Consider the following 23,327-nt stretch of genomic DNA (forward strand, 5'->3'; position numbering starts at 1 on the left):
CGGCGGCGATTATGTATATACATATCGAAACGCACTGCAAGTGCTATCATCGCATGCTGGACAGGGAAGCGGAGAGAAAAAAGTGACAGCGATCCTTGCGGAACGGGCTCTCCTCCCCGATGGCTGGCACAACAATGTGCGGATCATTTTCGCCGATGGCCGCATTACGGCCGTCGAGCCCGGAGCCGTTGCATCGGCCGTCGACGAGCGCCATTCCATTCTCGTGCCCGGCATGCCCAATTTGCACAGCCACGCCTTCCAGCGCGGCATGGCGGGGCTTGCCGAGCTCCGCGGCCCTTCCGCCGACAGTTTCTGGAGCTGGCGCGAGGTGATGTACCGCTTCGCGCTGTCGATGACGCCCGACCAGGTCGAGGCAGTTGCGGCGCAGCTCTATGTCGAAATGCTGGAGGCCGGCTTTTCACGCGTCGGCGAATTCCACTATCTGCATCATGACCGCGATGGAAAACCCTACGCCAATCTTGCCGAGATGGCCGAGCGGATCGCGGCCGCGGCCGGCGAAACCGGCATCGGCCTGACGCTGCTGCCGGTGTTTTACGCGCATTCGTCTTTTGGCGGCGCGGCTCCAAACGAGGGCCAGCGGCGATTCGTCAACGATGTGAATCAGTTCTCCCGGCTCGTTGAGAAAAGCCGCGAATCGGTTCGCGCGTTGAATCAAGCTGTCGTCGGCGTCGCACCGCACAGCCTGCGCGCCGCGACGCCCGAAGAACTCAAGGCCATCGCGGCACTGGCGCCCGATGGGCCGATCCACATTCATGTCGCCGAGCAGGTGAAGGAAGTCGAGGACTGTGTTGCCTGGTCGGGCGCGCGGCCGGTCGAATTCTTGCTCGCCAACGCTGAGGTCGACCGGCGCTGGTGCCTGATCCATGCCACCCACATGACCGATGCGGAAACCATCGGTATGGCCAGGAGCGGCGCCGTTGCCGGCCTGTGCCCCATCACCGAGGCCAATCTCGGCGACGGCACCTTTGCCGCGCCGTTGTTCCGGGAACATGGCGGTCGCTTCGGCATCGGCTCCGATTCCAACGTGCTGATCGGCCTGCCCGACGAATTGCGCCAGCTCGAATATTCGCAGCGCCTCGCCCACCGCGCCCGCAACGTGCTGGCGGTGGCAGGCGGTTCGACCGGGCGCGCGCTGTTTGACGCGGCACTCGACGGCGGCAGCGTCGCGCTTGGCGCCGGCGCCTCCGAGATCGCCACTGGCGCCGCCGCCGATCTCGTCTCGCTCGATGCCGACAACCCCTCGCTGGCAGGCAAGACAGGCGACGCGATCCTCGATGCCTGGATCTTCTCCAATGGCAGCAAGGTCGATTGCGTCTGGGTGCATGGGCAGAAGCAAGTCAGTGGCGGCAAGCATGCCAAGCGCGAGGCCATCGCCGCGCGGTTTCGTAGCGTCATGACAGCACTTTCAGCATGAACGCGGTCGCAATAGCGGATGCGGACATCGGCGGCGGCTCACTCCACCAGCGCATCCTGTCCGACATCAGCGAGAAGATCCTGTCCGGCACGTGGGCGCCCGGCCATCGCATCCCGTTCGAGCATGAACTGACCGACCAATATGGCTGTTCACGCATGACGGTGAACAAGGCACTGTCGCAGCTGGCCAAGGCCGGGCTGATCGAACGGCGGCGGCGCTCCGGCAGTTTCGTCCGCCAGCCGCAGTCGCAGGCGGCGGTGCTGGAAATCCACGACATCAGGATCGAAGTCGAAGCGCTCGGCCTGCCCTATCGCTACGAGCGCGTGGCGCGGCACAAAAGGCGCAGCAGCGCAGAGGATCGCGGCCTGCTGGAGCTCGACGCGGCCGGATCGGTGCTGTCGCTGGAATGCCGGCATTTCGCCGGCATGCGGCCGTTCGCGCATGAACAGCGGCTGATCAACCTCGCCGCCGTGCCTGGGGCGGCCGACGAGGAATTTCTCGATGTCGCGCCTGGCCCGTGGCTGATCGGCCGCGTGCCGTGGAGCGAGGCCGAGCACCGCATCCGCGCGGTTGCCGCCGACAGGCAGATCGCGGCGGCGCTCGACATCGCCGCCGGTGCACCCTGCCTGGTGGTCGAACGACGGACGTGGAGCGCCGAACACCCGGTCACCCATGTCCGCTTCACCTACGCGGCCGAGAGCCACACGCTGGTGGCAAGGTTCAGGCCGCAGGGATGAGTGATCTCCCCCCTCGTGGGGGAGATGTCCGGCAGGACAGAGGAGGCGCCGTAGAGCGCGACCCTCGATGTTGCCTGGCATGAGCTTACTCAAAAACCGGGAAGGCCGGCGGGACAGCGCCCCCCTCTGCCTTGCCAGGCATCTCCCCCACGAGGGGGGAGATCGGCAGTTTCAATGCCTCAAATCGCCGCCGTGATGATGATCTCGACCAGATATTCCGGGCTGGCGAGCTTGGCTTCGCCGGTGGCGCGGGCAGGCGTGTGGCCCTTCGGCACCCACTTGTCCCATTCCGCATTCATCTCGGCGAAGGTGCCCATGTCGTCCAGCCAGATGATCGCCTGCAGGATCTTGGTCTTGTCGGTGCCGGCCTTGGCCAGCAACTCGTCGATGGTCGCCAGGATATCCCGGGTCTGCGAGGCAACGTTGCCGCCCGGCTCGCCGACCTGGCCGGCCAGGTAGACGGTGTTGCCATGGATGACGATCTGGGTCATGCGCGGGCCTACATCGATGCGACGAATGCTCATGGGATGTTTTCCTTCCTTTTGTCGGTCGCGCCTCTTTAGAGTCGCGACTTGCTTCGGGCAAGGCCGCCGGACCCAAATCCCCTTGGACCAGCCAGGGACGGGATTCACGGCAAGTTGTGCCGCCGGCCGCAATTCCGCCCGATTGGCTTGTTGACTAATGTAATAACATCACATATCCAACCGGTCTCTGCATGCAGCCGGATTTGGCCTGCCCACGGAACGATATGACCCAGACCTGCCTGACATTCCGTGACCTGACACTGGGCTACAACAGCCATCCCGCGATCCATCATCTCGACGGCACGATCCGCAAGGGCTCGCTGACGGCCGTGGTCGGCGCCAATGGTTCGGGCAAGTCGACGCTGATGAAGGGCATTGTCGGGGTTCTGAAGCCGATGGCCGGCAGCGTGATCCGGGCGCCCGGCGTGCGCGCCGCCTACCTGCCGCAGCAGTCGGAGCTTGATCGCTCCTTCCCGGCGCGCGTCGTCGATCTGGTCTCGCTCGGCCTGTGGCCGAAGCGCGGCATGCTCGGCCGCTACACCAAGGAAGATCGCGACTCCGTCAGCCGGGCGCTGATGGCGGTCGGCCTCGGCGGTTTCGAGAAGCGGCCGATCGACACGCTTTCGGGCGGACAGTTGCAGCGCACGCTGTTTGCCCGCGTGCTGCTGCAGGACGCCGATCTGATCCTCCTCGACGAGCCGTTCAACGCCGTCGATGCCAAGACGGTTGGCGACCTGATCGCGCTGATCAAGCGTTGGCATGGCGAGGAACGCACCATCATGGTCGTCGTCCATGACCTCGACCTGGTGCGCCAGAATTTCCCCGAAACGCTGCTTTTGGCCCGCCAGCCCATCGCCTGGGGCGAAACCAGGGAAACGTTGAAGCCGGAAAATCTTCTGCGCGCACGCCGTTTCCACGAAGCCTGGGAGGAAAACGCTCCCTGGTGCGAGCCGGACGAGCACGCCCATGGGCCCGATCACGACCATCATAGCCACGATCACGATCATGATCATCACCACGGCGCCGGACCGAGGGCTGCCTGATGGACATGCTCTATGGTCTCTTGATCGCGCCCTTCGCCGATTTCGCCTTCATGCAGCGGGCGCTGGTCGGCTCGCTGATGCTATCGCTCGGCGCCTGCCCGGTCGGCGTTTTCCTGATGCTGCGGCGCATGAGCCTGTCCGGCGATGCCATGGCGCATGCCATCCTGCCGGGTGCGGCCGCGGGCTTCCTGTTTTATGGGCTGGAAATCCTGCCGATGACGATTGGCGGCCTGATTGCCGGCGTCATCGTCGCGCTCGGCGCCGGTGCGGTCTCGCGCTTCACCATCCAGCGCGAGGACGCCTCGATGGCGGCCTTCTATTTGATTTCGCTCGCCATCGGCGTGCTGATGGTGTCGATCCGCGGCTCCAGCGTCGATCTCATGCATGTGCTGTTCGGCACCGTGCTGGCGCTCAACAACGAGGCGCTGACACTGATCGGCGGCATTGTCGCGGTAACGCTGGTCAGCCTCGCCATTTTCTGGCGGGCTTTGGTCGCCGAATGCCTCGATCCGCTGTTCCTGCGCTCGGTCAGCCGCATGGGCAGTCCAGTGCACTTCATCTTCCTCGGCCTCGTCGTGCTCAATCTGGTGGGCGGCTTCCAGGCGCTCGGCACGCTTCTGTCGGTCGGGCTGATGATGCTGCCCGCCGCTGCCGCCCGCTTCTGGACCGTGCGCGTCGAGCCGATGTGCGTGCTGGCGGTTCTGATCGGCTTTGCCTCCTGCATCGCAGGGCTGCTGTTGTCCTATCACGCCTCGCTGCCATCCGGCCCGGCCATCATCCTGTCGTCCGGCGTCGTCTATTTCGCCTCGATCCTGTTCGGCACGCGCGGCATCCTGCGCGCCCGCATTATCCACCACCGTCACAGAACGGCCTGATCCCCGCCCCCCAAAGGAGACTTGACCATGCTGAAATCACTCCGTGCCGCCCTGGCGATGAGCGTTATAACATTAACCGCCTTTGGCGCCTCATCGGCCCTCGCGGCACCGCTGAAAGTGGTCGCCAGCTTCACGGTCATCGCCGATTTCGCCAAAAATGTCGGCGGCGACCGCATCGACGTCACCACCATCGTCGGGCCGGATGGGGACGCCCATGTCTACGAGCCGAGCCCGGCCGATGCTGTGGCCATGGCCAAGGCCGATATCGTGCTGGTCAACGGCTTGCATTTCGAAGGTTTCCTGCAGCGGCTGGTCGATGCCAGCGCCACCAAGGCCTCGATCATCACCTTGACCAAGGGGGTGACGCCGATCGACTTCAAGCCTGAATTCGCCGACGCGGACGCCGCCGAAGGCGCCGGCACCGGCGGCGGCAAGACGGTCACCGATCCGCACGCCTTCCAGTCGATCGCCAACGCCAGGATCTATGTGAAGAATATCGCCGAGGCCTTCTGCGCGGCCGACAGCGATGGTTGCGTCTCCTACCAGACCAATGCCGCGACCTACACCAAGAAGCTCGATGCGTTGGAAGGCGAAGTGAAGACAGCGATCCAGTCGATCCCGGAGGCGAAGCGCGTCGTCATCACCTCGCACGATGCGTTCGGCTATTTCGAGCACGCATACGGCCTGACCTTCCTCGCCCCGCAGGGCATCTCGACCGATTCCGAACCGTCAGCAGCCGACGTCGCCAAGCTGGTCACCCAGGTGAAGCAGGACAAGGCAGCCGCGATCTTCGTCGAGAACATCACCAATCCGCGCCTGATCGAGCAGATCGCCGATGAAACCGGCATCAAGGTGGGCGGCACGCTCTATTCGGACGCGCTGTCGCAGCCCGATGGCCCGGCCTCGACCTATATCGACATGATGCACAACAACATCCGCCAGATCAAAGGCGCGATCCTCGGCAGCTGAGGCGAGCCAGCGCTATCCAACCGGGTCGCATTGGCCCGGTTGGATTTTTCCGCGCACAATGTCTATTTGGCAGAGAATTCTCTCGATGCGGATTGCCGCGCATGCAGGGCGGTGGCAAGACTGCCTCCAGACCAGATTGCGAGGATGCTGCCATGGAATACCGCGAGATCAGTGAAGACTATTCGGTTTCGGGCCAGATCCAGCCCGAAGACGCCGCCGCCATCAAGGAAGCCGGCTTCAAGAGCGTGATCTGCAACCGCCCCGATGACGAGCAGCCCGGCCAGCCTTCGGCCGACACGGTAAAGGCGGCGGTGGAAGCCGCCGGCCTCGCCTTCCGCTACATTCCCGTCATCAGCGGCCAGATCACCGCCGAGAATGTCGAGGATCAGGCCGAGGCGCTGGACGAATTGGAAGGCCCGGTGTTCGCCTATTGCCGTTCCGGTGCGCGCTGCACCAATCTTTATGGGCTGATCCAGCAGTCGAAGGGCTGAACGGTCTCATCATCGCAGATGAAGGAACGCCAAATTCCAGCGATGGTGATCCTTCACACCCCCCTCTGTCCTGCCGGACATCTCCCCTGCAAGGGGGGAGATTGGCAGCATTGGGCTCAGCACCATTCTGCAGCGTTGGCAATTTGCGAAAGCGAAAGTGACATCCGATCTCCCCCCTTGTGGGGGAGATGGCCGGCAGGCCAGAGGGGGGTGCTGTCCCTCCGACGTATCAAGTGAAATTCGCTCAGACTAAATCGGCAGTGCGCCAGTTTCCTTCAGCGTCTCGAGAACGATCGCCGTCTTCACGTGCTGCACGGATTCGTGCGGCAGGAGCACGCCGTTGACGAACTCCGATAGTGATTTGAGATCCGGCGTCACCACTTTCAGGATGTAATCCATCTCGCCGGTCAGCGCGTGCGCCTCCTGCACCTCCGGCAGCCGCGCCACCAATTCGCCGAAACGCCGTGCATTGTCGCGGTTGTGGGTGGCCAAGGTCACCGAAATGACGTTGACCAGCGAGAAGCCGAGCTTGTCGCGGTCGAGCACGGCCCGATAGCCCTTGATATAGCCGTCTTCCTCCAGCCGCTGGCGACGGCGCGAGCATTGCGACGCCGACAGGTTGACTCGCTCTGAAAGGTCGTTGTTGGTCAGCCGGGCGTCGCCCTGCAAGAGCGCCATTATCTTGCGGTCGAATTGATCAATGCGCGCCTCATCCATGCTTTTCTCCCGCAACATGCACGCTTCACGCACGAGATGATCATTTCAAGCGTTTGAATGCAAGCACCATGCACCGGCTCCGCGCTATGATGGCGTCAGATGGCCTTTTCAGGCCAAGCCAGCTTTCGGAGGAATGCCATGGGTCCCTTTCCGCACGACGCCCCGCCCGCCACGATCAGCAGGGACAACCCCGCCGGTACCGATGGTTTCGAGTTCGTCGAATTCGCGCATCCGGAGCCGCAGAAGCTGGCCGAGCTGTTCACCCGCATGGGCTATGTGGCGGTGGCCAGGCACCGCACCAAGGACGTCACCGTCTGGCGCCAGGGCGACATCAACTATGTCGTCAATGCCGAGCCGGGTTCGCACGCCATGAAGTTCGTCGACAAGCATGGTCCCTGCGCGGCCTCGATGGCGTGGCGGGTGGTGGATGCCAAGCACGCTTTCGATCACGCCGTTGCCAAAGGTGCCACGCCCTACGAAGGCGACGACAAGGCGCTCGACGTTCCGGCCATCGTCGGTATTGGCGGTTCGCTGCTCTATTTCATCGACACCTATGGCAAGAAGGGTTCAGCCTATGACGTCGAGTTCGAGTGGCTCGGCGCGCGCGATCCACGGCCGCAAGGCGTCGGCTTCTATTACCTCGACCACCTGACCCACAATGTCTATCGCGGCCAGATGGACAAATGGTGGGATTTCTACCGCAATCTGTTCGGCTTCAAGCAGATCCACTTCTTCGACATCGACGGCAAGATCACCGGTCTGGTCAGCCGCGCCATCACCTCGCCCTGCGGCAAGATCCGCATTCCGCTCAACGAATCCAAGGACGAGACCAGCCAGATCGCCGAGTACCTGAAGAAGTACAATGGCGAAGGCATCCAGCACATCGCCGTCGGCACCGACGAGATCTACGCCGCCACCGACAAGCTCGCCGACAACGGGCTGAAATTCATGCCCGGCCCGCCCGAGACTTACTACAATATGTCGTACGACCGAGTGAACGGCCATGACGAGCCGATCGAGCGGATGAAGAAGCACGGCATCCTGATCGACGGCGAAGGCGTGGTCGACGGCGGCATGACCAAGATTCTCTTGCAGATCTTCTCGAAGACCGTGATCGGCCCGATCTTCTTCGAGTTCATCCAGAGGAAGGGCGACGAAGGCTTTGGCGAAGGCAATTTCCGCGCGCTGTTCGAATCGATCGAGCAGGACCAGATCAAGCGCGGCGTGATCAAGGTTCAGGCGGCGGAGTAGAGCGAGGCGACACCGGAGTTCTTGCGGCTCAATCGATTATGACCTAAATTATGGTCATAGGAGTCTGACGATGAACGTTCCGATGGCGAAAGCGAAGGCCCAGCTCTCCGAGTTGGTGAAGCGTGCCCAGGCTGGCGAAGAAATCCATCTGACCCGGCATGGGGAAATTGTCGCTACCTTGAGCGCTCCCGCCCGGCCCGGCGGCAGCCAGCGCTTGCTTGGAGCCTTGAAAGGCAAAGTCTGGATATCGGATGATTTTGACGAACTCGGTCCCGAATGGGACGAGTACATTAAATGAGCGGCAAATATCTGGTCGATACCCATATTCTGCTTTGGGTGCTCAACGCGGATTCACGTCTTTCGGACCATCATCGCGACATCTTTCTCGCAGGCAGGGAAGTGATCATCAGCGCCGTCTCGGTAGCGGAGATCGCGATCAAGAAATCGATCGGCAAAGTCACGCTCACAGGCGACGTCGTGGACATTCTGCGATCAAACGGGATTCCGATCCTCGGCATAAACGAACTGCACGCGGCGAGACTTGAGCATCTGCCGCTTCATCACCGCGATCCCTTCGATCGTCTGCTCGTTGCACAGGCTCAAATTGAAGGCCTGACCTTGGTCACCGCGGACCGGCAATTTTCAAGCTACGACGTCGCGTTGGTCTGATCATCCAGGCCCAGTCGCTCAACCTCCGTTTTCCTCAGCTTCAAATCATAATCGAGCAGGAATTCGTCGAGCTGCGGCGGCGCAACCGAGGTGCCGGACAGCATCGCGTGCACCTGGCCGCGATGATGGATGTCGTGCAGGAAGACATGAGCGAGGATGTCGCCGATGCGCTCGGGGATCATGCCGTCCTCGCGTCGGTCAGTGATGACGCGGCGGTCGAGATCGGCCTCCGAAAGGGCATCGCAGAAAGCGATCAGCCGCCGGTCGGCCACAAGCTGGGCGGCAAACAGCGCCCTGGGCTCGTCGAAGGGCACGTAATCATCATGGGCAGCGGCGCCGATGCCGCCCTCCTCGAGAAAATCGAGATAGAGAAGATCGACCGCAAGGATATGGTTGAGCGTCGCCTTGATCGAGGGAAAGAAGCTGGTGCGCTCGGCTTCGAATTCGCCGGGCTCGAGCGCGAGCACGGCTCGGTAGAGCCGGTCGTTCGACCAGAGATTGTTGCCGGCCATGCAGCGCAGATGGTCAAGAAGATTCATGGCTGAAATCTCCCGTAGGCCCTCATCGCTCGTATTTCTCTACCTTCTGCTCGATCGCGCCGAAGATCGAATGGCCGGCTCTGTCCTTCATCTCGATGCGTACCGTGTCGCCGAAGCGCAGGAATGGCGTCTTGGGTTCGCCCGACGCAATGGTCTCGATCATGCGCAGTTCGGCGATGCAGGAATAGCCGGCACCGCCCGCCGAGACAGGCTTGCCTGCTCCGCCGTCGAGCTTGTTGGAGACGGTGCCGGAGCCGATGATGGTGCCGGCCACCAGCGGCCGTGTCCTGGCGGCATGGGTGATCAGCGTCGGAAAATCGAAGGTCATGTCGACACCGGCATTGGCGCGGCCGAACGGTTTGCCGTTGAGATCAGCGAGCAGCGGCAGGCTGACCTTGCCGCCGTCCCAGGCGTCGCCCAGCTCATCCGGCGTCACCGCAACGGGTGAAAAAGCCGAGGACGGCTTTGACTGGAAAAAGCCGAAGCCCTTGGCCAGCTCCGGCCCGGTCAGCGCGCGCAGCGTCACGTCGTTGACCAGCACGACCAGCCGGATCGCGGCGCGCGCTTCGTCGAGGCTGGCGCCCATCGGCACGTCGTCGATGATGACGGCGACCTCCGCCTCCATGTCGATGCCGAAGGCTTCGTCGGCCATGCGGATCGGATCGCGCGGCGCGATGAAAGAGTCCGAGCCGCCCTGGTAGATCAGGGGATCGGTCCAGAAGCTTGCCGGCATCTCGACGCCGCGCGCCTTCCGCACCAGTTCGACATGGTTCACATAGGCGGAGCCATCGGCCCATTGATAGGCGCGCGGCAGCGGCGAATGCGCATCATGCTCGTGAAAGCGCGCCGAGGGCATCGCATTGTTCTCCAGCGATTCCGCGATGGTCGAGAGATGCGGTGAGATCCTGCGCCAATCGTCGAGTGCCGCTTGCAGCGTACGCGCCAGGAACGAGGCGTCGGTGTACTGCGTCAGGTCGCGCGAGACGACGACGAGTTTTCCGTCACGCGTCCCGTCCTTCAATGTGGCAAGCTTCATGCGGTTCCCTCTCCTGATGCGGCTTTGGCGCCGCTTTGGTTGTTTATTTTGCGCATGATCTTTTCCGAAAACCGGTTCCCACTTTTCGCTGACGCGGTCCTTCGGTTCGGGATCATGCTAATTCCACAACAAGGCCGTCGCGGGCGATCGTCAAGTCGCCGGCCCATGTTTTCCTGACAGCGGCGACCCAGTCGGCATCGCCGATTTCGGCATCATCGGCCGGGATGAGATGGTTGAGCACCAGCCGCTTCACGCCGGCATCGCTGGCGATGCGCCCGGCCTCCTCGGCAAAGCTGTGGCTGGCGAGGAGATGTTCCCTGAGCCGCGCGCCGTTGCCGGTTCGGGCGACCAGCCGCTCGATCCCCTCTTCCAGCATGGCTTCGTGGACGAGGATGTCGGCCCCTTCGGCGAAATCGGCAAGCGGCGGAAAGAAGGCCGTGTCGGCGGAAAACACCACGCTTTTGCCGTCATGATCGAAGCGAAGGGCAAAACAATCGGTCACCGGTGGATGGTCGACGCGTAGCGCCGTCACCTTCAGGCCGCTTTGCCTAAGCACCTGGCCCTCGCCGAATTCATTGATCGAAACCAGATCGCGAATGTCGGGCCGACCTTCGTCGGCGATGCGGATTTCGATGTCGAATTCCATCGCCTGGCAGAAGCGATGCCAGTAGTGGCCGGTGCCGGGCGGGCCGAACACGCTGACCGGGCTCGCCAGCCCCGCCGTCCAGGCGGTGTGGATCAGCGGCCCCAGTTCCAGCACATGGTCGGAATGCAGGTGCGTGATGAAGATCAGGTCGAGTGCCTTCAGGCTGATGCCGGCATCGACCAGACCGTGCGTGACGCCAAGCCCGCAATCGACGACGATGGTCCGTCCGCCGATCTCAAGCAGCGACGAACTCGGCCACGGTCCGCCCGGCCGCAACGCCGGGCCGCCTTTCGAGCCCAGCAGCACCAAACGATCCGGCATTGGCTTGCCGCTCAAGACCAGTCACCCTCCGGCGTGCCGTTGAAGCGCTTCTTCAGGTCGGCCCAGCAGTCGATGTAATTGTCCTGCCGGGTTTCCAGTTCGGCGCCGTAGCGGGTCAGCATCTGCGGAAAGCGGGTCTCGAACATGAACGCCATGGTGTTGTCGAGCTTGACCGGTTTCAGCGCCGCGCGCGAGGCCTTTTCGAAGCCAGGCGCATCAGGGCCATGGGCCAGCATCAGATTGTGCAAGCTGATGCCGCCGGGAACGAACCCTTCCTCCTTGGCATCGTACTGGCCGTGGATCAGCCCCATGAACTCGCTCATGATGTTGCGGTGATACCAGGGCGGGCGAAATGTATCTTCCGCAATCAGCCAGCGCGGCGGGAAGATGACGAAATCGATGTTGGCGGTGCCCTCCTCGCCGCTGGGCGCGGTGAGCACGGTGAAGATCGACGGATCCGGGTGATCGAACAGGAGGGCGCCGACGGGCGAAAAGGTTGCCAGATCATATTTATAGGGCGCGTAGTTGCCGTGCCAGGCGACAACGTCGAGCGGCGAATGGCCGATCTCGGTGACGTGGAAATTGCCGCACCATTTGACGATCAGCCGGCAAGGCGTTTCCTTCTCCTCGAACCAGGCGCAAGGCGTATTGAAATCGCGCGGGTTGGCGAGGCAATTGGCGCCGATCGGGCCGCGATCGGGCAAGGTCAGCTTGGCGCCGTAATTCTCGCAGACATAGCCGCGCACTTCCTTGTCAACGAGTTCGACCTTGAAGACGAGGCCGCGCGGCAGCACAGCGATCTCGCCCGGCCGGAGTTCGATGACCCCCATCTCGGTAACGAAGCGCAGGGCGCCGACCTGCGGCACGACCAGCAACTCGCCGTCGGCGTTGAAGAAATGGTCGTCGACCATCGATGTGTTGGCGACATAGACATGGGCCGCCATGCCGGTCTGTCCAAGCACGTCGCCGGCGGTGGTGATGCTGCGCATGCCCTGAACAAAGTCGGTCGGCTCATTCGGCATCGGCACCGGATTCCAGCGATACTGGCCGAGCGCCAATTCGTGATCGCCGACATTGGGTGCGGTCTTCCACAAGGGATAGCTCGACGCCTTGAAGCGGCCGGTGTGCTTCACACTCGGCCGGATCCGGTAAAGCCATGAGCGCTCATTGGTTCCGCGCGGGGCGGTGAAGGGCGAGCCCGAGAGCTGTTCGGCGTAAAGGCCGTAGGCCGGCCGCTGGGGTGAGTTGCGGCCTTGCGGCAGCGAACCTGGCAAGGTTTCGGTCTCAAAATCATTGCCGAAGCCCGGCATGTAGGAAAAGGCCATCGCTTCCTCCCGGAATGGATCTCAATTGACCAAACTAGTTTCATTTGTAACCATCGAAAATGTAACTATCAATCCATCACATCGGGATGTGAGGCCATGGAAATCCTGAAACTCGAAAGCTTCCTGCCCTATCGGCTCTATCGCCTCGCCGATGCCGTGAGCCGCGAATTCTCGAGGATATACAAGGACAGCCATGGACTGACGCGGCCGGAGTGGCGGACGCTTTCCGGGCTCGGCCAGCACGGCACAATGACCGCGACCGAACTTGGCGAGCAATCGGCCATGCACAAGACCAAGGTGTCGCGCGCCGTGGCCGAGCTCGAACGGCGGCGCTGGCTGACGCGCACGCCTGATGGGAATGACCGCCGTGTCGAACATCTGACGCTGACCAGAGCGGGGCTGGCCGCCTATCGCGAGATGGTGCCGCTGGCGAAGGCGTTCGAACGGGAGTTGCTGGCGAGGCTCGATGAAGAGGAACGCGCGGCGATTGTCGGTGGGGTGGCGGCGCTGGAGAGCGCGTTGGAGGCAAGGTAAGTGGCAAAACCGAGGACTGATAGGCCGCGGGGCAGCACCCCCCCTCTGTCCTGCCGGACATCTCCCCCGCAAGGGGGGAGATCGAACGTCATCCCGGCTTTCGCCAATCATCAACGGGAGAGAAATGAGCGCAGCGTCGAAACTGCCAATCTCCCTCCTTGCGGGGGAGATGGCCGGCAGGCCAGAGGGGGGGTGCTGTCCCGCTAACGTCTCCGGCACAGTGCCTTCACAGCAGCCTCACCAGTCCATCACCACCTTGCCGGAACTGCCGCTGCGCATCGCATCGAACCCAGCCTGAAAATCGTCGATACCGATGCGGTGGGTGATCAGGCCGGAGACGTCGAGCGGGCCCTGGACCAGGGCGATCATCTTGTACCAGGTCTCGAACATCTCGCGGCCGTAGATGCCCTTGAGATGCAGCATCTTGAAGATGACCTTGTTCCAGTCGATCTCGAAGCCGGTCGGCGCGATGCCCAGGATGGCGATCTTGCCGCCATTGTTCATGGTGTCGATCATGTCGCGGAAGGCGGGCGCGGCGCCCGACATTTCGAGGCCGACGTCAAAACCCTCGGTCATGCCGAGCGCCGGCATGACATCACGCAGCTTTTCCTTCGACGCATCGACGACATGCTGGACGCCAAGCTTTTTGGCCAGCGCCAGCCGCACCGGATTGATGTCGGTGATCACCACTTTTCGCGCACCGACGCATTGCGCTACCAGCGCGCCCATGATGCCGATCGGCCCGGCGCCGGTGACCAGCACATCTTCACCGACGAGGTCGAAAGACAGAGCGGTGTGCACCGCATTGCCCAAGGGATCGAAGATGGCGGCGACCTCGTCGGGCACATCGTCGGGGATCGGCACCACATTGTGCTGCGGGATCGCCAGGTACTCGCCGAAGGCACCGGGACGGTTGACGCCGACGCCGAGCGTGTTGCGGCACAGATGCCCCCTGCCCGCACGGCAGTTTCGGCAATGGCCGCAGACGATGTGGCCTTCGCCCGACACGCGCTGGCCAACCTTGTATTCGGTGACCGCGGCGCCGAAATCGGCGACGGTGCCGACGAATTCATGGCCGGTCACCATCGGCACGGGCACCGTCTTCTGCGCCCACTGGTCCCAATTGTAGATGTGGACATCGGTGCCGCAGATCGCGGTTTTCCTGATCTTGATAAGCACGTCGTTGGGGCCGATCTCCGGTACCGGCACCTCTTCCATCCAGATGCCCGGCTCGGCCTTGGCCTTTACCAGCGCCTTCATCATGTTCGACATTCTTTTGTCCCTTGAATCTCTTGATCCGGAATCGCTTTTCGGCGCCGATCGCTCAGGAAATCACACCCAATTCCCTGCCGACCACGCCAAACGCCTCCACTGCACGGTCGATATCGGCAGTGGAGTGCGCCGCCGACATCTGGGTGCGGATGCGCGCCTGGCCTTTCGGCACCACCGGGAAGGAAAAGCCGATGACATAGATGCCGCGTTTCAGCATGCGCGCCGCCATCTCCTGCGCCAGGCTCGCATCGCCCAGCATCACCGGAATGATCGGATGGTCGGCTCCGGCCAAGGTGAAGCCAAGCTTGCCCATCTCAGACCTGAACCGCGCCGCATTGGCATAGAGGCGCTGGCGCAAGGCGTCGCCGTTGCGGATCAGGTCGAACACCTTGATCGAAGCGCCTGCGATCGCCGGCATCAGCGTGTTGGAGAAGAGATAGGGCCGCGAGCGCTGGCGCAACCAGTCGACCACCTGCTTCCTGCCCGATGTGTAGCCGCCGGATGCGCCGCCGAGCGCCTTGCCGAGCGTGCCGGTGATGATGTCGACCCTGCCCTCGACGCCGCAATGTTCGGGCGATCCACGGCCATTGTGGCCGACGAAGCCGACGGCATGGCTGTCGTCGACCATGACCATGGCGTCGTACTTGTCGGCGAGATCGCAGACACCCCTCAGATTGGCGATGATGCCGTCCATCGAAAACACGCCGTCGGTGGCGATCAGCCGGAAACGGCAATCCTTCGCTTCTTTCAGCCGCGCTTCGAGATCGGCCATGTCGTTGTTGGCGTAGCGGAAGCGTTTGGCCTTCGACAGCCTGACCCCGTCGATGATCGAGGCGTGGTTCAGCGCATCCGAGATGATCGCGTCTTCCTCGCCCAGCAGCGTCTCGAACAGACCGCCATTGGCGTCGAAGCAGGAGCCGTAGAGGATGGTGTCCTCCAGGTCGAGGAAGGATGAAATCGTCGCCTCGAGCTGCTTGTGCTGCTCCTGCGTGCCGCAGATGAAGCGCACCGAGGCCATGCCGTAGCCATAACGGTCGAGCGCCTGGCTGGCCGCGTCGCGCAGTTCGGCGCTGTCGGCGAGGCCGAGATAGTTGTTGGCGCAGAAATTAAGGACTTTCTCGCCGCCGACCTCGATTTGCGCCGACTGCATCGAGGAAATCACCCGCTCCGACTTGTAGAGACCGGCCGATTTGAGCCCTGCAAGCTCGTTGTCGATATGCGAGAGAAATGCTGCGGTCATGATCAGGCCCTGTTTGACGTGGGTCGACTGTTGTCCCGCCCGCGCAAAAAATCCATCGCAAAAGCGACCGGGCCGGTGGTGGGGGGCATCAAATGAAACGTCATGGGTATCGCCCGAGCGTGCCCCACGAGGATCACACGGGTTGGCAACCGTTCAAATGCGGGTTGGCGGCGAAAGGAGCCGATAACCATTCTGCGATCTTTCCGCGTTTCCCCCGATCTTTCCGCGTTTCCCCCTTGCAGGCCGGCTGTCGATTTCCAGTCCTGTTAACGTTTGCGGTTCAATGATGCTCATACAGGAATCCGTTGGCGAGAGGGCCGCCCCCGAAAATGTCGCAGCAGCCGGTGCAAACCGTTTCAGGCAAGCTCATACTGCTGATCAAGGCCGGCTATTGGCTGGCGCTGTTGATCATCGCCGCCATGGTGGCAGCCTCTTTCGTCCTGCTGCAGCAGACGATGGCCACGCAGCAGCACAACCATACCTTGCTCGATATCGTCGGCACGCAAAAAACCTTGTCGCAGCGCATCGTCTTCCTTGCCAGTGCAACGGGTGCCGCGTCGCTCGACAAGCAGCCGGCGCTGGTCAGCGCGCTCAAGCAGGCAACGACGGAGTTCGAGACCAACTACGATCTGCTGCTCGAGCAGACGGGGGCAAATCCGGAATCACCGGCCAAGCTCGATTCGAAGTCGATCGAGAGCGTACTCTTCGCCAAACCCTTCCATCTCGACTATTTCTCGGTTGGGCTGATCGCCAATGGCGACCGTCTGATCTCGGCCTTGGAATCGCAACTCAACAATCTCGACAATGGCGGCTACAAAGGCAGCGCTGAACGCGTCAACCTCGACATGTCGGTCGCCAACGCCACCTTGTCGGGCTATGCCGCGCTCGGCCAGCGTATCAGCGCCGAGGCCGACGAGCGCTCCGAAAAGTTGCTCTCCCTCCACCGCACGCTGTTCTACGCCACCCTCGGCGTCATCCTGCTGGTGGCGTTATTCATCTTCAGGCCGATGTCCAACGCGATCCTGCGCAAGACGCATGAACTGGTCGACGCGCGCAATTCGATGGCCTTCATCGCGGTTCATGACGGCCTGACCGGCCTGCACAACCGAACCTTCCTGACCGACCATTTCGAGACGCTGATCAAGGGCGCGCATCGGCGGCGCGAGCGTCTTGCCGTGGTCCAGCTCGATCTCGACCGTTTCAAGCAAATCAACGATACGCTGGGCCATGCCGCCGGCGACTATGTGCTGGTCATCACGGCACAGCGAATGCGTGATTCCTGCCGGGCGTCGGATCTGTGCGCGCGGCTCGGTGGCGACGAATTCGTGATGATCCTCAACGGCGCCGGCAGCACCGAAGACATCAACATGCTGGCACGGCGCATCTTGGCGCACATCAACGAGCCGATCATTTTCCAGGGCACGACCATTCTTCCCGGCGCCAGCGCCGGCATTGCCGTCTATCCGATAGATGCCGACAACGCGCAGGATCTTTTGGTTCACGCCGATCTGGCGCTCTATTCGGCCAAGAAGATGGGAGGCGGCAACTTCTCGTTCTTCTCGGAGGAGCTGCGCCGCGAACTCGACTATCGCAAGCAACTCGAACACGACATCAAGGTCGCCATCTCCGAAAAGGCGTTCCAGGTCTATTTCCAGCCGCAGGTTTCGCTGACCACCGGCACGATCAGCGGCATCGAAGCGCTGGTGCGCTGGAACCATGCCGAACGCGGCATGATCTCGCCCGGCGAATTCATTCCGGTTGCGGAGAAATGCGGCTTCATGCCGGAGATCGGCCGCATCGTGATCAGCAAGGCGATCAACGAAGCCGCCGAATGGAACCGGGCCGGGATCGCCTTCGGTCGCCTTGCCGTCAATGTTTCGGGCACCGAGTTACGCGAGCATGATTTCGATGCGTTCCTGTTCGGGACGCTGGAAAAGGCCGGATTGCCGCCGCAGAAACTGTCGCTGGAAATCGTCGAATCCGTCATTCTGGACGATGAGAAGACAGGCATCGCGGCAAAGCTGCGTCACATCAGGGCGGCCGGCGTCCATCTGGAACTCGATGATTTCGGCACCGGCTATGCTTCGCTGAGCCACGTCAATCCGAACGAGATCGACCGGCTAAAGATCGATCGCCGCTTCGTCCAGAACATCCACGAGAACGGCGACAACTCCAAGATCGTGCGCGCCATCACCGAGCTTGCCCGCGGCCTCGGCATCTCGATCGTCGCCGAAGGCGCCGAAACCGAAGCCGAACTCGACTCGCTGATGGCGATCGGTTGCGACCAGGTGCAAGGCTATTCCATCGCCTTCCCGATGCCGCAGGACAAAGCGCTCGAGTGGCTGACCGCCCGCATGCCGAAGAAGGCAAAGCTGACGGTGCTGCAAGGCAGCCTGGCGTAGGCACCCGCGCGGTCCGCCTTGACACCGGCCATGGACATGGCGGCCTGTCGCAACCCAAACGGATGCCGCGACTTATGACACTTTTCCGGTTTGTCATCGCGGCCGTGTTGATGTCCACGTTGCCGGCTCATGGGGCGGATCGCACCATCTATCTCACCTTCGACGACGGTCCGCTCAGCGGCACCGGCAACATCCTCGACGTGTTGCAGGCGAGCCAAGTTCCGGCAACGTTGTTCATGGTCGGCATGCACGCCGAGGCCAGTGCGTCCAACAAGATGCTGGTGCGGCGCGCCAAGACGATGCCACTGGTGACGATCGGCAACCACAGCTACAGCCACGCCTACAATCACTACCGGCACTTCTATGGCGATACGGAAGGCGTCGTCGCCGACATGCTCAAGGCGAACGCCGTGCTCGGCCTGAAGCCCGCGGTGCACGCGCGCCTGCCGGGCCGCGATGTGTTCCGGCTGCCCTCGATGTCAAAGGACGACAACTCGCTCGGGCCCGCGCAAGCCGGCCGCGAGGATCCCGACTACGAGTTCGTCGCGGCTTCCGGCTTCTATCTCTATGGCTGGGACCACGAATGGGTGCGGTGAGCCGGTACAGAGCGTCGACCATCTGGTCAGCGAGATCGATCACCTGTTCGGCTATGGTCATTTCGCCAGACCCGGCAAGCTGATCCTGTTGATGCATGACGAGATGTTCCAAGACCGCTTCGATGGCAAGACGAAGCTGACCAACCTGATCGCCGCGCTGAAGCTGCGCCACTATGCCTTTGGAACGATCCCGACCTATGACGACTGAGTGGATAAGATAGGCAAATTCTTCAGCGGATTGAGCATCGGCACCCCAAGTGGCGCGAAATGACGCTCGTTGTCAGTCAAGATCGTCAAACCATGGACCTCGGCAGTGGCAGCAATCGCTATGTCTTCAAATCCGGGCCGGTGTGCCCTCGCGCGATCCAGGATCAGTCCTGCGGCATGTGCGGCACGCAAATCGAAGGGGAGCACTCTTTCTCCATAAAGGTGCTGGACCGCTTGCCACCAACCACGCAATGATTTTGCCTTTGTTGTCGCACCCTCACGTTCGGCCTTGGCTATTCCGGCAGCAATCTCGGATGCGGTGACAACGGACAGGAACAGATGGTCACTCGCCTGATCAAGCCATGTAGCCAAGGCTTGCCGAGCGGCTCTCTTCGAGGGAGCCATTGCCGAGATGATATTGGTGTCCAGCAGAAACATCGGCTGCGTTACAACTCGACCTTGCGAGCCGGTTTGCGGGGCCGAGGCGCAATATCGTCAAGGTCCCCGGGAAAGGCCGCCAACAATTGTCCAAAACTTGGCACGCGCGAGAGCCTTTCGTAGTCTTCAAAAGACAGAATGACAGCCTGCTTGCGTCCGTGACGGGTGATGACGGCGGGTGTTCCGGCGATGGCTTGATCGACCACCGCGGAAAGTGTTGCCTTGGCATCCTTCAACTGAATCTCGCGCATGGCTTACTCCAAAGTGACTAGAGTAGTCATATAGCAAGGCGAGTCGGATAAAACAAGGCTGTCGACCGACCTAGCCCTCCACATTGTCCCGCAACACCGCCAGCACCTGCGCGAACTCCGCCAGCCGCTCGTCGGACAATCCCACCCGCAGCCGCTTGTCGAAAACAAGCGCGGCCTTACGGAGTGTTTCGAACATCGCTTCTCCCGCCTCGGTCAGTTCGACCAGATGGACCCGGCGGTTGACGGGATCGCGGCGGCGCGTCAGCAGGCCCTGCGCCTCCATGGCATTCAGATGGTGGGTCAGCGTCGCGCCCTGGATGCCGATCATGCCGGCAAGCTCGCGCTGATTGGCAAGCTTGCTCGACTTGACCGACAACAGCGTGAGCCAGACCGGCAAGGTGCCGCCCGCTTCGACCAAGGCGGCGTCGAAGGCTTGGGCGACAAGCTTGGCGGTGCGGCCAAGATTCATACCAACTGGCGGGCGTTCAAAGGGCGTCATCGCCGGACCCTAGACGGTGTTTTCCAAGGATGGAACTGGCTCATTTTATACATTGACATCGAACAGTTCGATATCTAATCATTATCTTTAGCAAGTGAGAGAGGAGAGATGGCATGCAATATGTCTACATCGTCGTCATCGGTCTTCACGTCATGGCAGGCGTATTCTGGGCGGGCACGACCATCGCGGTCGGCCGTGACCCGGACATCCGCGCGGAACGGTTTTTCCGGCCGCAAATGGGCGCTGCCGGCCTGGTTTTCCTGACCGGCATACTGCTCTGGTATTTCTTCCATGAGGGCGCTTTCGGCTCGATGGAGAAAGTGCTGGCGCTGGGGATCGTGACGGCCCTGATCGCCGCCGGCGTGCAGGGCGCACTGGTAGGCTCTGCCAGCAGGCAGCTTGCCGGCGCTGATGCGGCTACGGAAAGCCGGTTGCGCGCGAAGATGACAAGAGGCGAGCGCATCGCCGGAGGCCTGCTGGTGCTGACCGTGCTGTGCATGGCCACCGCCAGAATGTTCTGAGCGCCGCCACGCCGCAACCCTCACAGCATCGTGCGTTGTCTGGCAACGAGCCAATGACGTGCGGGCGCGCGGATCGAGCCGGAATACACGGGCTCTCGTATGCCAGCCCGGCCGCGCGCCATCAATTTTCGCGGCGAGATTTCAGATCCGCAAACCGAACCTGATCCCGTCATAGATGGCGGCATGGATGTTGCGCGAGGCGACCGCGTCGCCGATGCGCAACAGCACGAAGCCGGCTTCGTGGTTGCGCGCCGGAAAAATGTCGCCGCCGCTGACTAGGCGTTCGTAGTCGACCGCGCCGCCATTCTTCGACAGCGGCCTCAAGGCCAGGTAGAGATCATCGAGCGGCGCGGTGCCATGCTCGACCACCACCTGGTCGACCCGCCGTTCGCCGCGCCAGCCGTCGGCAAAATCCGAAGCGAGTTCGGCGACCAGTTGATTGCCCTCGCGCCGCACCGAGCGCAGGCGCGTGTTGATGGTGATGGTGGCGCCCTTTTCCTGGAACGAGCGCATGTACGGCACATGGTTCATGCCGCCCATTTCGGGTGCGAAAAAACGCTCAGGCGAAACCAGTTCCAGCCGTGCGCCGCTGTTGGCGATCAGTTCGGCGGCACCCATCCCTTGATGGCCGCCATTGTCGTCATAGAGCAAGACATTCTCGGCCGGCTTGACGCTGCCGGCCATGATATCCCAGCTCGAGGTGACGAGATTGTCGCCCGCCGCCAGCGGCGGGTTCTGCGGCAAGCCGCCGGTAGCGACAATGACCACATCGGACGCCAGCGCCAGGACGTCGTCCTTCTCGGCCCAGGTATCGTAGCGGATCTCGACGCCGAGCCGATCAAGCTCTGCCAGCCGCCAGTCGATGATGCCGATCAATTCCTTTCGGCGCGGATTCTGGGTCGCCAGACGCACCTGGCCGCCGGCCTGGCTCGACGCTTCAAGCACCGTCACCCAATGGCCGCGCTCGGCCGCCACCCGCGCCGCCTCAAGTCCGCCGGCGCCGGCGCCGATGACAACGACCTTTTTCTTCGCCCCTTCGGTCTTGACGATGATGTGCGGAATATCGGCCTCGCGGCCGGTCGCCGCATTGTGGATGCACAGCGCCTCGCCGCCCTCATAGATACGATCGAGACAATAGGTGGCGCCGACGCAGGGGCGGATCTCGTGCTCGCGGCCTTCCATCACCTTCCTGATGATGTGCGGGTCGGCGATGTGGGCGCGGGTCATGCCGACCATGTCGAGCTTGCCTGTCGCGATCGCATGGCGCGCAGTAGCGACATCGGAGATGCGCGCCGCATGGAAAGTCGGGAACTTTGTCGCCGCCCTCACCTCGCCGGCGAAATCGAGATGCGGCGAAGACCGCATGCCGGTCACCGGAATGACCTTGGTCAATGCCGCGTCGCTTTCGATCGAACCGCGGATAATGTTGAGGAAATCGACCTTGCCGGAGCCGGCCAGCCGCCTGGCGATCTCGACGCCCTCCTCCTTCGACAGGCCTTTCTCGAAGTCCTCGTCGGCGACCATGCGGATGCCGACGACGAATTTCTCGCCGACCGCCGCCCGCACGGCATCGAGCACCATGTTGGTGAAGCGCAAGCGGTTGTCGAGCGAGCCGCCATACTCGTCGTCGCGATGATTGGTGGCCGGCGACCAGAAGCCGTCCATCAGATGGCCGTAGGACTCGAACTCGATACCGTCCAGGCCGGCCGCCTGGCAGCGCTGGGCGGCCGACGCATAGTCGGCGACGATGCGTTCGATGTCCCAGTCCTCGATGGTCTTGGGGAAAGCGCGGTGCGCCGGCTCGCGCACCGGCGAGGCCGACAGCACCGGCAGCCAGTCGGCCTTGTTCCAACCGGTGCGGCGGCCGAGATGGGTGATCTGGATCATCACCTTGCAGTCATGCTCGTGGCAGGCGTCAGCAAGCTCGGCGAGCCACGGCACGATGCGGTCGTCATAGACATGCAGATTGCCGAAGGCTGCCGGACTGTCGCGCGAGACGATGGCCGAACCGGCGGTCATGGTCAGCGCCATGCCGCCTTTGGCCTTTTCGGCGTGATAAAGCCGGTAGCGCTGCTTCGGCATGCCGTCCTCGGAATAGGCCGGCTCATGGCTGGTCGACATCACCCGGTTCTTCAGCGTCAGATGCTTGAGCTGGTAGGGCTGGAGAAGCGGGTCGTTGCTGGTCATCGTCTTCCTGCCGTTTCATATTGTGTTGGAGCAGCGGGAGCCGCTCCATTTCCTATTTAAGCGTCGGATTCGTCCGAAAACCGCTGCACACCTTTCGATCCGATGCTAATGAGCGCCGCAAACCAAGAAGGCTTTGCTCATGATCGATACCAAAACCCTCACTCAGCTCGGCGCCCACGTCGAGACGCCACAGAGCCCCGAACAAGCGGTCCTGGAGACCGTGCCGTATACGCGCGGCGACGGGCCGCCGGCGATCGTGCGCTTCACCTGCCCGGAATTCACCTCGCTGTGCCCGGTCACCGGGCAGCCGGATTTCGCCCATATCGTCATCGACTACGCACCCGATGCTGCCCTGGTGGAATCGAAGTCGCTGAAGCTGTTCATGACGTCGTTCCGCAACCACGGCGCCTTCCATGAAGACTGCACGGTGATGATCGGCCGTCGCATCGTGGCGGCAACCAAGCCGCTGTGGCTGCGCATCGGCGGCTACTGGTTCCCGCGCGGCGGCATTCCGATCGACGTATTCTGGCAGACCGGTGCGCCCCCTGAAGGCGCCTGGCTGCCGGATACCGGCGTGGCGCCCTATCGCGGGCGCGGCTAGC

At 62.5% G+C, this 23,327-nt stretch carries 27 protein-coding genes; 15 read left to right on the forward strand and 12 right to left on the reverse strand.

What is annotated here, in order from left to right; all coding sequences use genetic code 11:
• Positions 1-82: 82 nt before the first annotated feature.
• Complete coding sequence (locus MESOP_RS24765; RefSeq protein ID WP_013896069.1) at positions 83-1,435, forward strand: formimidoylglutamate deiminase; 1,353 nt, start codon at positions 83-85, stop codon at positions 1,433-1,435.
• On the forward strand, positions 1,432-2,172 hold the full coding sequence (hutC, locus tag MESOP_RS24770) for a histidine utilization transcriptional repressor HutC (RefSeq protein WP_013896070.1): 741 nt from the start codon (positions 1,432-1,434) through the stop codon (positions 2,170-2,172). Before MESOP_RS24765 ends, hutC begins: the two co-directional genes overlap by 4 nt.
• Positions 2,173-2,351: 179 nt before the next feature.
• Here hutC and MESOP_RS24775 read toward each other — a convergent pair whose 3' ends face one another.
• The gene (locus tag MESOP_RS24775) at positions 2,352-2,696 is read right to left on the reverse strand and encodes a RidA family protein (protein ID WP_013896071.1); all 345 of its coding nucleotides are present in this window, start codon (positions 2,694-2,696) and stop codon (positions 2,352-2,354) included.
• A 224-nt stretch (positions 2,697-2,920) separates the two neighbouring features.
• On the opposite strand from MESOP_RS24775, the gene aztA reads away from it, so the two are divergent.
• From aztA to MESOP_RS24795, 4 genes are all read left to right on the forward strand, one after another.
• Positions 2,921-3,739: a zinc ABC transporter ATP-binding protein AztA gene (aztA, locus tag MESOP_RS24780; protein ID WP_013896072.1), complete on the forward strand. Its 819-nt coding sequence runs from the start codon at positions 2,921-2,923 to the stop codon at positions 3,737-3,739.
• Positions 3,739-4,614 (forward strand): zinc ABC transporter permease AztB, encoded by an 876-nt coding sequence (gene aztB / locus MESOP_RS24785; protein ID WP_013896073.1) that lies wholly within the window; start codon positions 3,739-3,741, stop codon positions 4,612-4,614. The genes aztA and aztB overlap by 1 nt, the downstream gene beginning before the upstream one ends.
• A gap of 27 nt (positions 4,615-4,641) precedes the next feature.
• A complete protein-coding gene (gene aztC / locus MESOP_RS24790; RefSeq protein WP_013896074.1) occupies positions 4,642-5,583 on the forward strand; it encodes a zinc ABC transporter substrate-binding protein AztC in 942 nt (313 codons plus the stop codon).
• Positions 5,584-5,735: 152 nt separating this feature from the next.
• On the forward strand, positions 5,736-6,074 hold the full coding sequence (locus tag MESOP_RS24795; protein WP_013896075.1) for a protein tyrosine phosphatase family protein: 339 nt from the start codon (positions 5,736-5,738) through the stop codon (positions 6,072-6,074).
• A gap of 249 nt (positions 6,075-6,323) precedes the next feature.
• On the opposite strand, the gene MESOP_RS24800 is transcribed toward MESOP_RS24795, so the two are convergent.
• Entirely contained in the window at positions 6,324-6,791 is a 468-nt protein-coding gene (locus MESOP_RS24800; RefSeq protein WP_013896076.1) for an Lrp/AsnC family transcriptional regulator, read from the reverse strand.
• Between the two features lie 138 nt (positions 6,792-6,929).
• Between MESOP_RS24800 and hppD the strand changes: the two genes are divergently transcribed.
• The 3 genes from hppD (at position 6,930) to MESOP_RS24815 (ending at position 8,711) form a co-directional block, all read left to right on the forward strand.
• Positions 6,930-8,042 carry a 4-hydroxyphenylpyruvate dioxygenase gene (hppD, locus tag MESOP_RS24805; RefSeq protein ID WP_013896077.1) on the forward strand — a complete coding sequence of 371 codons (1,113 nt, stop codon included), beginning with the start codon at positions 6,930-6,932 and terminating at the stop codon, positions 8,040-8,042.
• 70 nt (positions 8,043-8,112) lie between these two features.
• A complete protein-coding gene (locus tag MESOP_RS24810) occupies positions 8,113-8,340 on the forward strand; it encodes a type II toxin-antitoxin system Phd/YefM family antitoxin (RefSeq protein ID WP_013896078.1) in 228 nt (75 codons plus the stop codon).
• Positions 8,337-8,711 carry a type II toxin-antitoxin system VapC family toxin gene (locus MESOP_RS24815; protein WP_013896079.1) on the forward strand — a complete coding sequence of 125 codons (375 nt, stop codon included), beginning with the start codon at positions 8,337-8,339 and terminating at the stop codon, positions 8,709-8,711. The genes MESOP_RS24810 and MESOP_RS24815 overlap by 4 nt, the downstream gene beginning before the upstream one ends.
• Here the strand turns inward: MESOP_RS24815 and MESOP_RS24820 are convergent.
• The 4 genes from MESOP_RS24820 to hmgA all read right to left on the reverse strand — a co-directional run bounded on the left by MESOP_RS24820 (position 8,690) and on the right by hmgA (position 12,578).
• Positions 8,690-9,250, reverse strand: coding sequence for a DinB family protein (locus MESOP_RS24820; protein ID WP_013896080.1), 561 nt, complete (start codon positions 9,248-9,250; stop codon positions 8,690-8,692). The genes MESOP_RS24815 and MESOP_RS24820 overlap by 22 nt on opposite strands.
• Before the next feature lie 22 nt (positions 9,251-9,272).
• The gene (locus MESOP_RS24825; RefSeq protein WP_013896081.1) at positions 9,273-10,286 is read right to left on the reverse strand and encodes a fumarylacetoacetate hydrolase family protein; all 1,014 of its coding nucleotides are present in this window, start codon (positions 10,284-10,286) and stop codon (positions 9,273-9,275) included.
• Between the two features lie 112 nt (positions 10,287-10,398).
• A complete protein-coding gene (locus MESOP_RS24830) occupies positions 10,399-11,253 on the reverse strand; it encodes an MBL fold metallo-hydrolase (RefSeq protein ID WP_041164988.1) in 855 nt (284 codons plus the stop codon).
• Between the two features lie 11 nt (positions 11,254-11,264).
• Positions 11,265-12,578, reverse strand: a complete 1,314-nt coding sequence (hmgA, locus tag MESOP_RS24835) for a homogentisate 1,2-dioxygenase (protein WP_013896083.1) — start codon at positions 12,576-12,578, stop codon at positions 11,265-11,267.
• 96 nt (positions 12,579-12,674) lie between these two features.
• Here hmgA and MESOP_RS24840 point away from each other — a divergent pair, with 96 nt between their 5' ends.
• Positions 12,675-13,112: a MarR family winged helix-turn-helix transcriptional regulator gene (locus MESOP_RS24840; protein WP_013896084.1), complete on the forward strand. Its 438-nt coding sequence runs from the start codon at positions 12,675-12,677 to the stop codon at positions 13,110-13,112.
• Between the two features lie 237 nt (positions 13,113-13,349).
• Here the strand turns inward: MESOP_RS24840 and tdh are convergent, their stop codons facing one another.
• Both tdh and MESOP_RS24850 read right to left on the reverse strand, forming a co-directional pair.
• Positions 13,350-14,384, reverse strand: coding sequence for an L-threonine 3-dehydrogenase (gene tdh, locus MESOP_RS24845; protein ID WP_013896085.1), 1,035 nt, complete (start codon positions 14,382-14,384; stop codon positions 13,350-13,352).
• Between the two features lie 52 nt (positions 14,385-14,436).
• Entirely contained in the window at positions 14,437-15,624 is a 1,188-nt protein-coding gene (locus MESOP_RS24850) for a glycine C-acetyltransferase (RefSeq protein ID WP_013896086.1), read from the reverse strand.
• A gap of 329 nt (positions 15,625-15,953) precedes the next feature.
• Between MESOP_RS24850 and MESOP_RS24855 the strand changes: the two genes are divergently transcribed.
• From MESOP_RS24855 to MESOP_RS36275, 3 genes are all read left to right on the forward strand, one after another.
• A complete protein-coding gene (locus MESOP_RS24855) occupies positions 15,954-18,026 on the forward strand; it encodes a putative bifunctional diguanylate cyclase/phosphodiesterase (protein WP_013896087.1) in 2,073 nt (690 codons plus the stop codon).
• A 74-nt stretch (positions 18,027-18,100) separates the two neighbouring features.
• Positions 18,101-18,622 (forward strand): polysaccharide deacetylase family protein, encoded by a 522-nt coding sequence (locus tag MESOP_RS24860; RefSeq protein ID WP_013896088.1) that lies wholly within the window; start codon positions 18,101-18,103, stop codon positions 18,620-18,622.
• Positions 18,594-18,830, forward strand: a complete 237-nt coding sequence (locus MESOP_RS36275) for a polysaccharide deacetylase family protein (RefSeq protein WP_013896089.1) — start codon at positions 18,594-18,596, stop codon at positions 18,828-18,830. The genes MESOP_RS24860 and MESOP_RS36275 overlap by 29 nt, the downstream gene beginning before the upstream one ends.
• On the opposite strand, the gene MESOP_RS24865 is transcribed toward MESOP_RS36275, so the two are convergent.
• The 3 genes from MESOP_RS24865 to MESOP_RS24875 all read right to left on the reverse strand — a co-directional run bounded on the left by MESOP_RS24865 (position 18,818) and on the right by MESOP_RS24875 (position 20,017).
• Positions 18,818-19,267, reverse strand: coding sequence for a type II toxin-antitoxin system VapC family toxin (locus MESOP_RS24865; protein WP_013896090.1), 450 nt, complete (start codon positions 19,265-19,267; stop codon positions 18,818-18,820). The two genes, MESOP_RS36275 and MESOP_RS24865, sit on opposite strands and share 13 nt — an antisense overlap.
• Before the next feature lie 8 nt (positions 19,268-19,275).
• Complete coding sequence (locus MESOP_RS24870; protein ID WP_013896091.1) at positions 19,276-19,518, reverse strand: type II toxin-antitoxin system Phd/YefM family antitoxin; 243 nt, start codon at positions 19,516-19,518, stop codon at positions 19,276-19,278.
• Positions 19,519-19,588: 70 nt separating this feature from the next.
• Positions 19,589-20,017, reverse strand: coding sequence for a MarR family winged helix-turn-helix transcriptional regulator (locus MESOP_RS24875; protein WP_013896092.1), 429 nt, complete (start codon positions 20,015-20,017; stop codon positions 19,589-19,591).
• A 113-nt stretch (positions 20,018-20,130) separates the two neighbouring features.
• On the opposite strand from MESOP_RS24875, the gene MESOP_RS24880 reads away from it, so the two are divergent.
• Positions 20,131-20,538 carry a hypothetical protein gene (locus MESOP_RS24880; RefSeq protein WP_013896093.1) on the forward strand — a complete coding sequence of 136 codons (408 nt, stop codon included), beginning with the start codon at positions 20,131-20,133 and terminating at the stop codon, positions 20,536-20,538.
• 141 nt (positions 20,539-20,679) lie between these two features.
• Here MESOP_RS24880 and MESOP_RS24885 read toward each other — a convergent pair whose 3' ends face one another.
• Positions 20,680-22,725 carry an oxidoreductase gene (locus MESOP_RS24885; protein WP_013896094.1) on the reverse strand — a complete coding sequence of 682 codons (2,046 nt, stop codon included), beginning with the start codon at positions 22,723-22,725 and terminating at the stop codon, positions 20,680-20,682.
• A 139-nt stretch (positions 22,726-22,864) separates the two neighbouring features.
• Between MESOP_RS24885 and queF the strand changes: the two genes are divergently transcribed.
• Positions 22,865-23,326 (forward strand): preQ(1) synthase, encoded by a 462-nt coding sequence (gene queF / locus MESOP_RS24890; RefSeq protein WP_013896095.1) that lies wholly within the window; start codon positions 22,865-22,867, stop codon positions 23,324-23,326.
• Position 23,327: the final 1 nt, after the last annotated feature.

This window comes from Mesorhizobium opportunistum WSM2075, assembly GCF_000176035.2.
GTDB classification, from domain to species: Bacteria; Pseudomonadota; Alphaproteobacteria; order Rhizobiales; family Rhizobiaceae; genus Mesorhizobium; species Mesorhizobium opportunistum.

What these genes read in the sequence shown, in the direction of transcription:
- queF (WP_013896095.1), top strand. Translation starts at nt 22,865, where the DNA reads ATGATCGATACCAAAACCCTCACTCAGCTCGGCGCCCACGTCGAGACG.
- MESOP_RS24850 (WP_013896086.1), bottom strand. Translation starts at nt 15,624, where the DNA reads ATGACCGCAGCATTTCTCTCGCATATCGACAACGAGCTTGCAGGGCTC.
- MESOP_RS24815 (WP_013896079.1), top strand. Translation starts at nt 8,337, where the DNA reads ATGAGCGGCAAATATCTGGTCGATACCCATATTCTGCTTTGGGTGCTC.
- MESOP_RS24885 (WP_013896094.1), bottom strand. Translation starts at nt 22,725, where the DNA reads ATGACCAGCAACGACCCGCTTCTCCAGCCCTACCAGCTCAAGCATCTG.
- tdh (WP_013896085.1), bottom strand. Translation starts at nt 14,384, where the DNA reads ATGTCGAACATGATGAAGGCGCTGGTAAAGGCCAAGGCCGAGCCGGGC.
- MESOP_RS24865 (WP_013896090.1), bottom strand. Translation starts at nt 19,267, where the DNA reads ATGTTTCTGCTGGACACCAATATCATCTCGGCAATGGCTCCCTCGAAG.
- MESOP_RS24860 (WP_013896088.1), top strand. Translation starts at nt 18,101, where the DNA reads ATGACACTTTTCCGGTTTGTCATCGCGGCCGTGTTGATGTCCACGTTG.
- MESOP_RS36275 (WP_013896089.1), top strand. Translation starts at nt 18,594, where the DNA reads ATGGCTGGGACCACGAATGGGTGCGGTGAGCCGGTACAGAGCGTCGAC.
- MESOP_RS24880 (WP_013896093.1), top strand. Translation starts at nt 20,131, where the DNA reads ATGCAATATGTCTACATCGTCGTCATCGGTCTTCACGTCATGGCAGGC.
- MESOP_RS24810 (WP_013896078.1), top strand. Translation starts at nt 8,113, where the DNA reads ATGAACGTTCCGATGGCGAAAGCGAAGGCCCAGCTCTCCGAGTTGGTG.
- hutC (WP_013896070.1), top strand. Translation starts at nt 1,432, where the DNA reads ATGAACGCGGTCGCAATAGCGGATGCGGACATCGGCGGCGGCTCACTC.
- MESOP_RS24825 (WP_013896081.1), bottom strand. Translation starts at nt 10,286, where the DNA reads ATGAAGCTTGCCACATTGAAGGACGGGACGCGTGACGGAAAACTCGTC.
- MESOP_RS24875 (WP_013896092.1), bottom strand. Translation starts at nt 20,017, where the DNA reads ATGACGCCCTTTGAACGCCCGCCAGTTGGTATGAATCTTGGCCGCACC.
- hppD (WP_013896077.1), top strand. Translation starts at nt 6,930, where the DNA reads ATGGGTCCCTTTCCGCACGACGCCCCGCCCGCCACGATCAGCAGGGAC.
- MESOP_RS24870 (WP_013896091.1), bottom strand. Translation starts at nt 19,518, where the DNA reads ATGCGCGAGATTCAGTTGAAGGATGCCAAGGCAACACTTTCCGCGGTG.
- aztA (WP_013896072.1), top strand. Translation starts at nt 2,921, where the DNA reads ATGACCCAGACCTGCCTGACATTCCGTGACCTGACACTGGGCTACAAC.
- MESOP_RS24855 (WP_013896087.1), top strand. Translation starts at nt 15,954, where the DNA reads ATGTCGCAGCAGCCGGTGCAAACCGTTTCAGGCAAGCTCATACTGCTG.
- MESOP_RS24820 (WP_013896080.1), bottom strand. Translation starts at nt 9,250, where the DNA reads ATGAATCTTCTTGACCATCTGCGCTGCATGGCCGGCAACAATCTCTGG.
- MESOP_RS24840 (WP_013896084.1), top strand. Translation starts at nt 12,675, where the DNA reads ATGGAAATCCTGAAACTCGAAAGCTTCCTGCCCTATCGGCTCTATCGC.
- hmgA (WP_013896083.1), bottom strand. Translation starts at nt 12,578, where the DNA reads ATGGCCTTTTCCTACATGCCGGGCTTCGGCAATGATTTTGAGACCGAA.
- aztC (WP_013896074.1), top strand. Translation starts at nt 4,642, where the DNA reads ATGCTGAAATCACTCCGTGCCGCCCTGGCGATGAGCGTTATAACATTA.
- aztB (WP_013896073.1), top strand. Translation starts at nt 3,739, where the DNA reads ATGGACATGCTCTATGGTCTCTTGATCGCGCCCTTCGCCGATTTCGCC.
- MESOP_RS24800 (WP_013896076.1), bottom strand. Translation starts at nt 6,791, where the DNA reads ATGGATGAGGCGCGCATTGATCAATTCGACCGCAAGATAATGGCGCTC.
- MESOP_RS24775 (WP_013896071.1), bottom strand. Translation starts at nt 2,696, where the DNA reads ATGAGCATTCGTCGCATCGATGTAGGCCCGCGCATGACCCAGATCGTC.
- MESOP_RS24795 (WP_013896075.1), top strand. Translation starts at nt 5,736, where the DNA reads ATGGAATACCGCGAGATCAGTGAAGACTATTCGGTTTCGGGCCAGATC.
- MESOP_RS24830 (WP_041164988.1), bottom strand. Translation starts at nt 11,253, where the DNA reads ATGCCGGATCGTTTGGTGCTGCTGGGCTCGAAAGGCGGCCCGGCGTTG.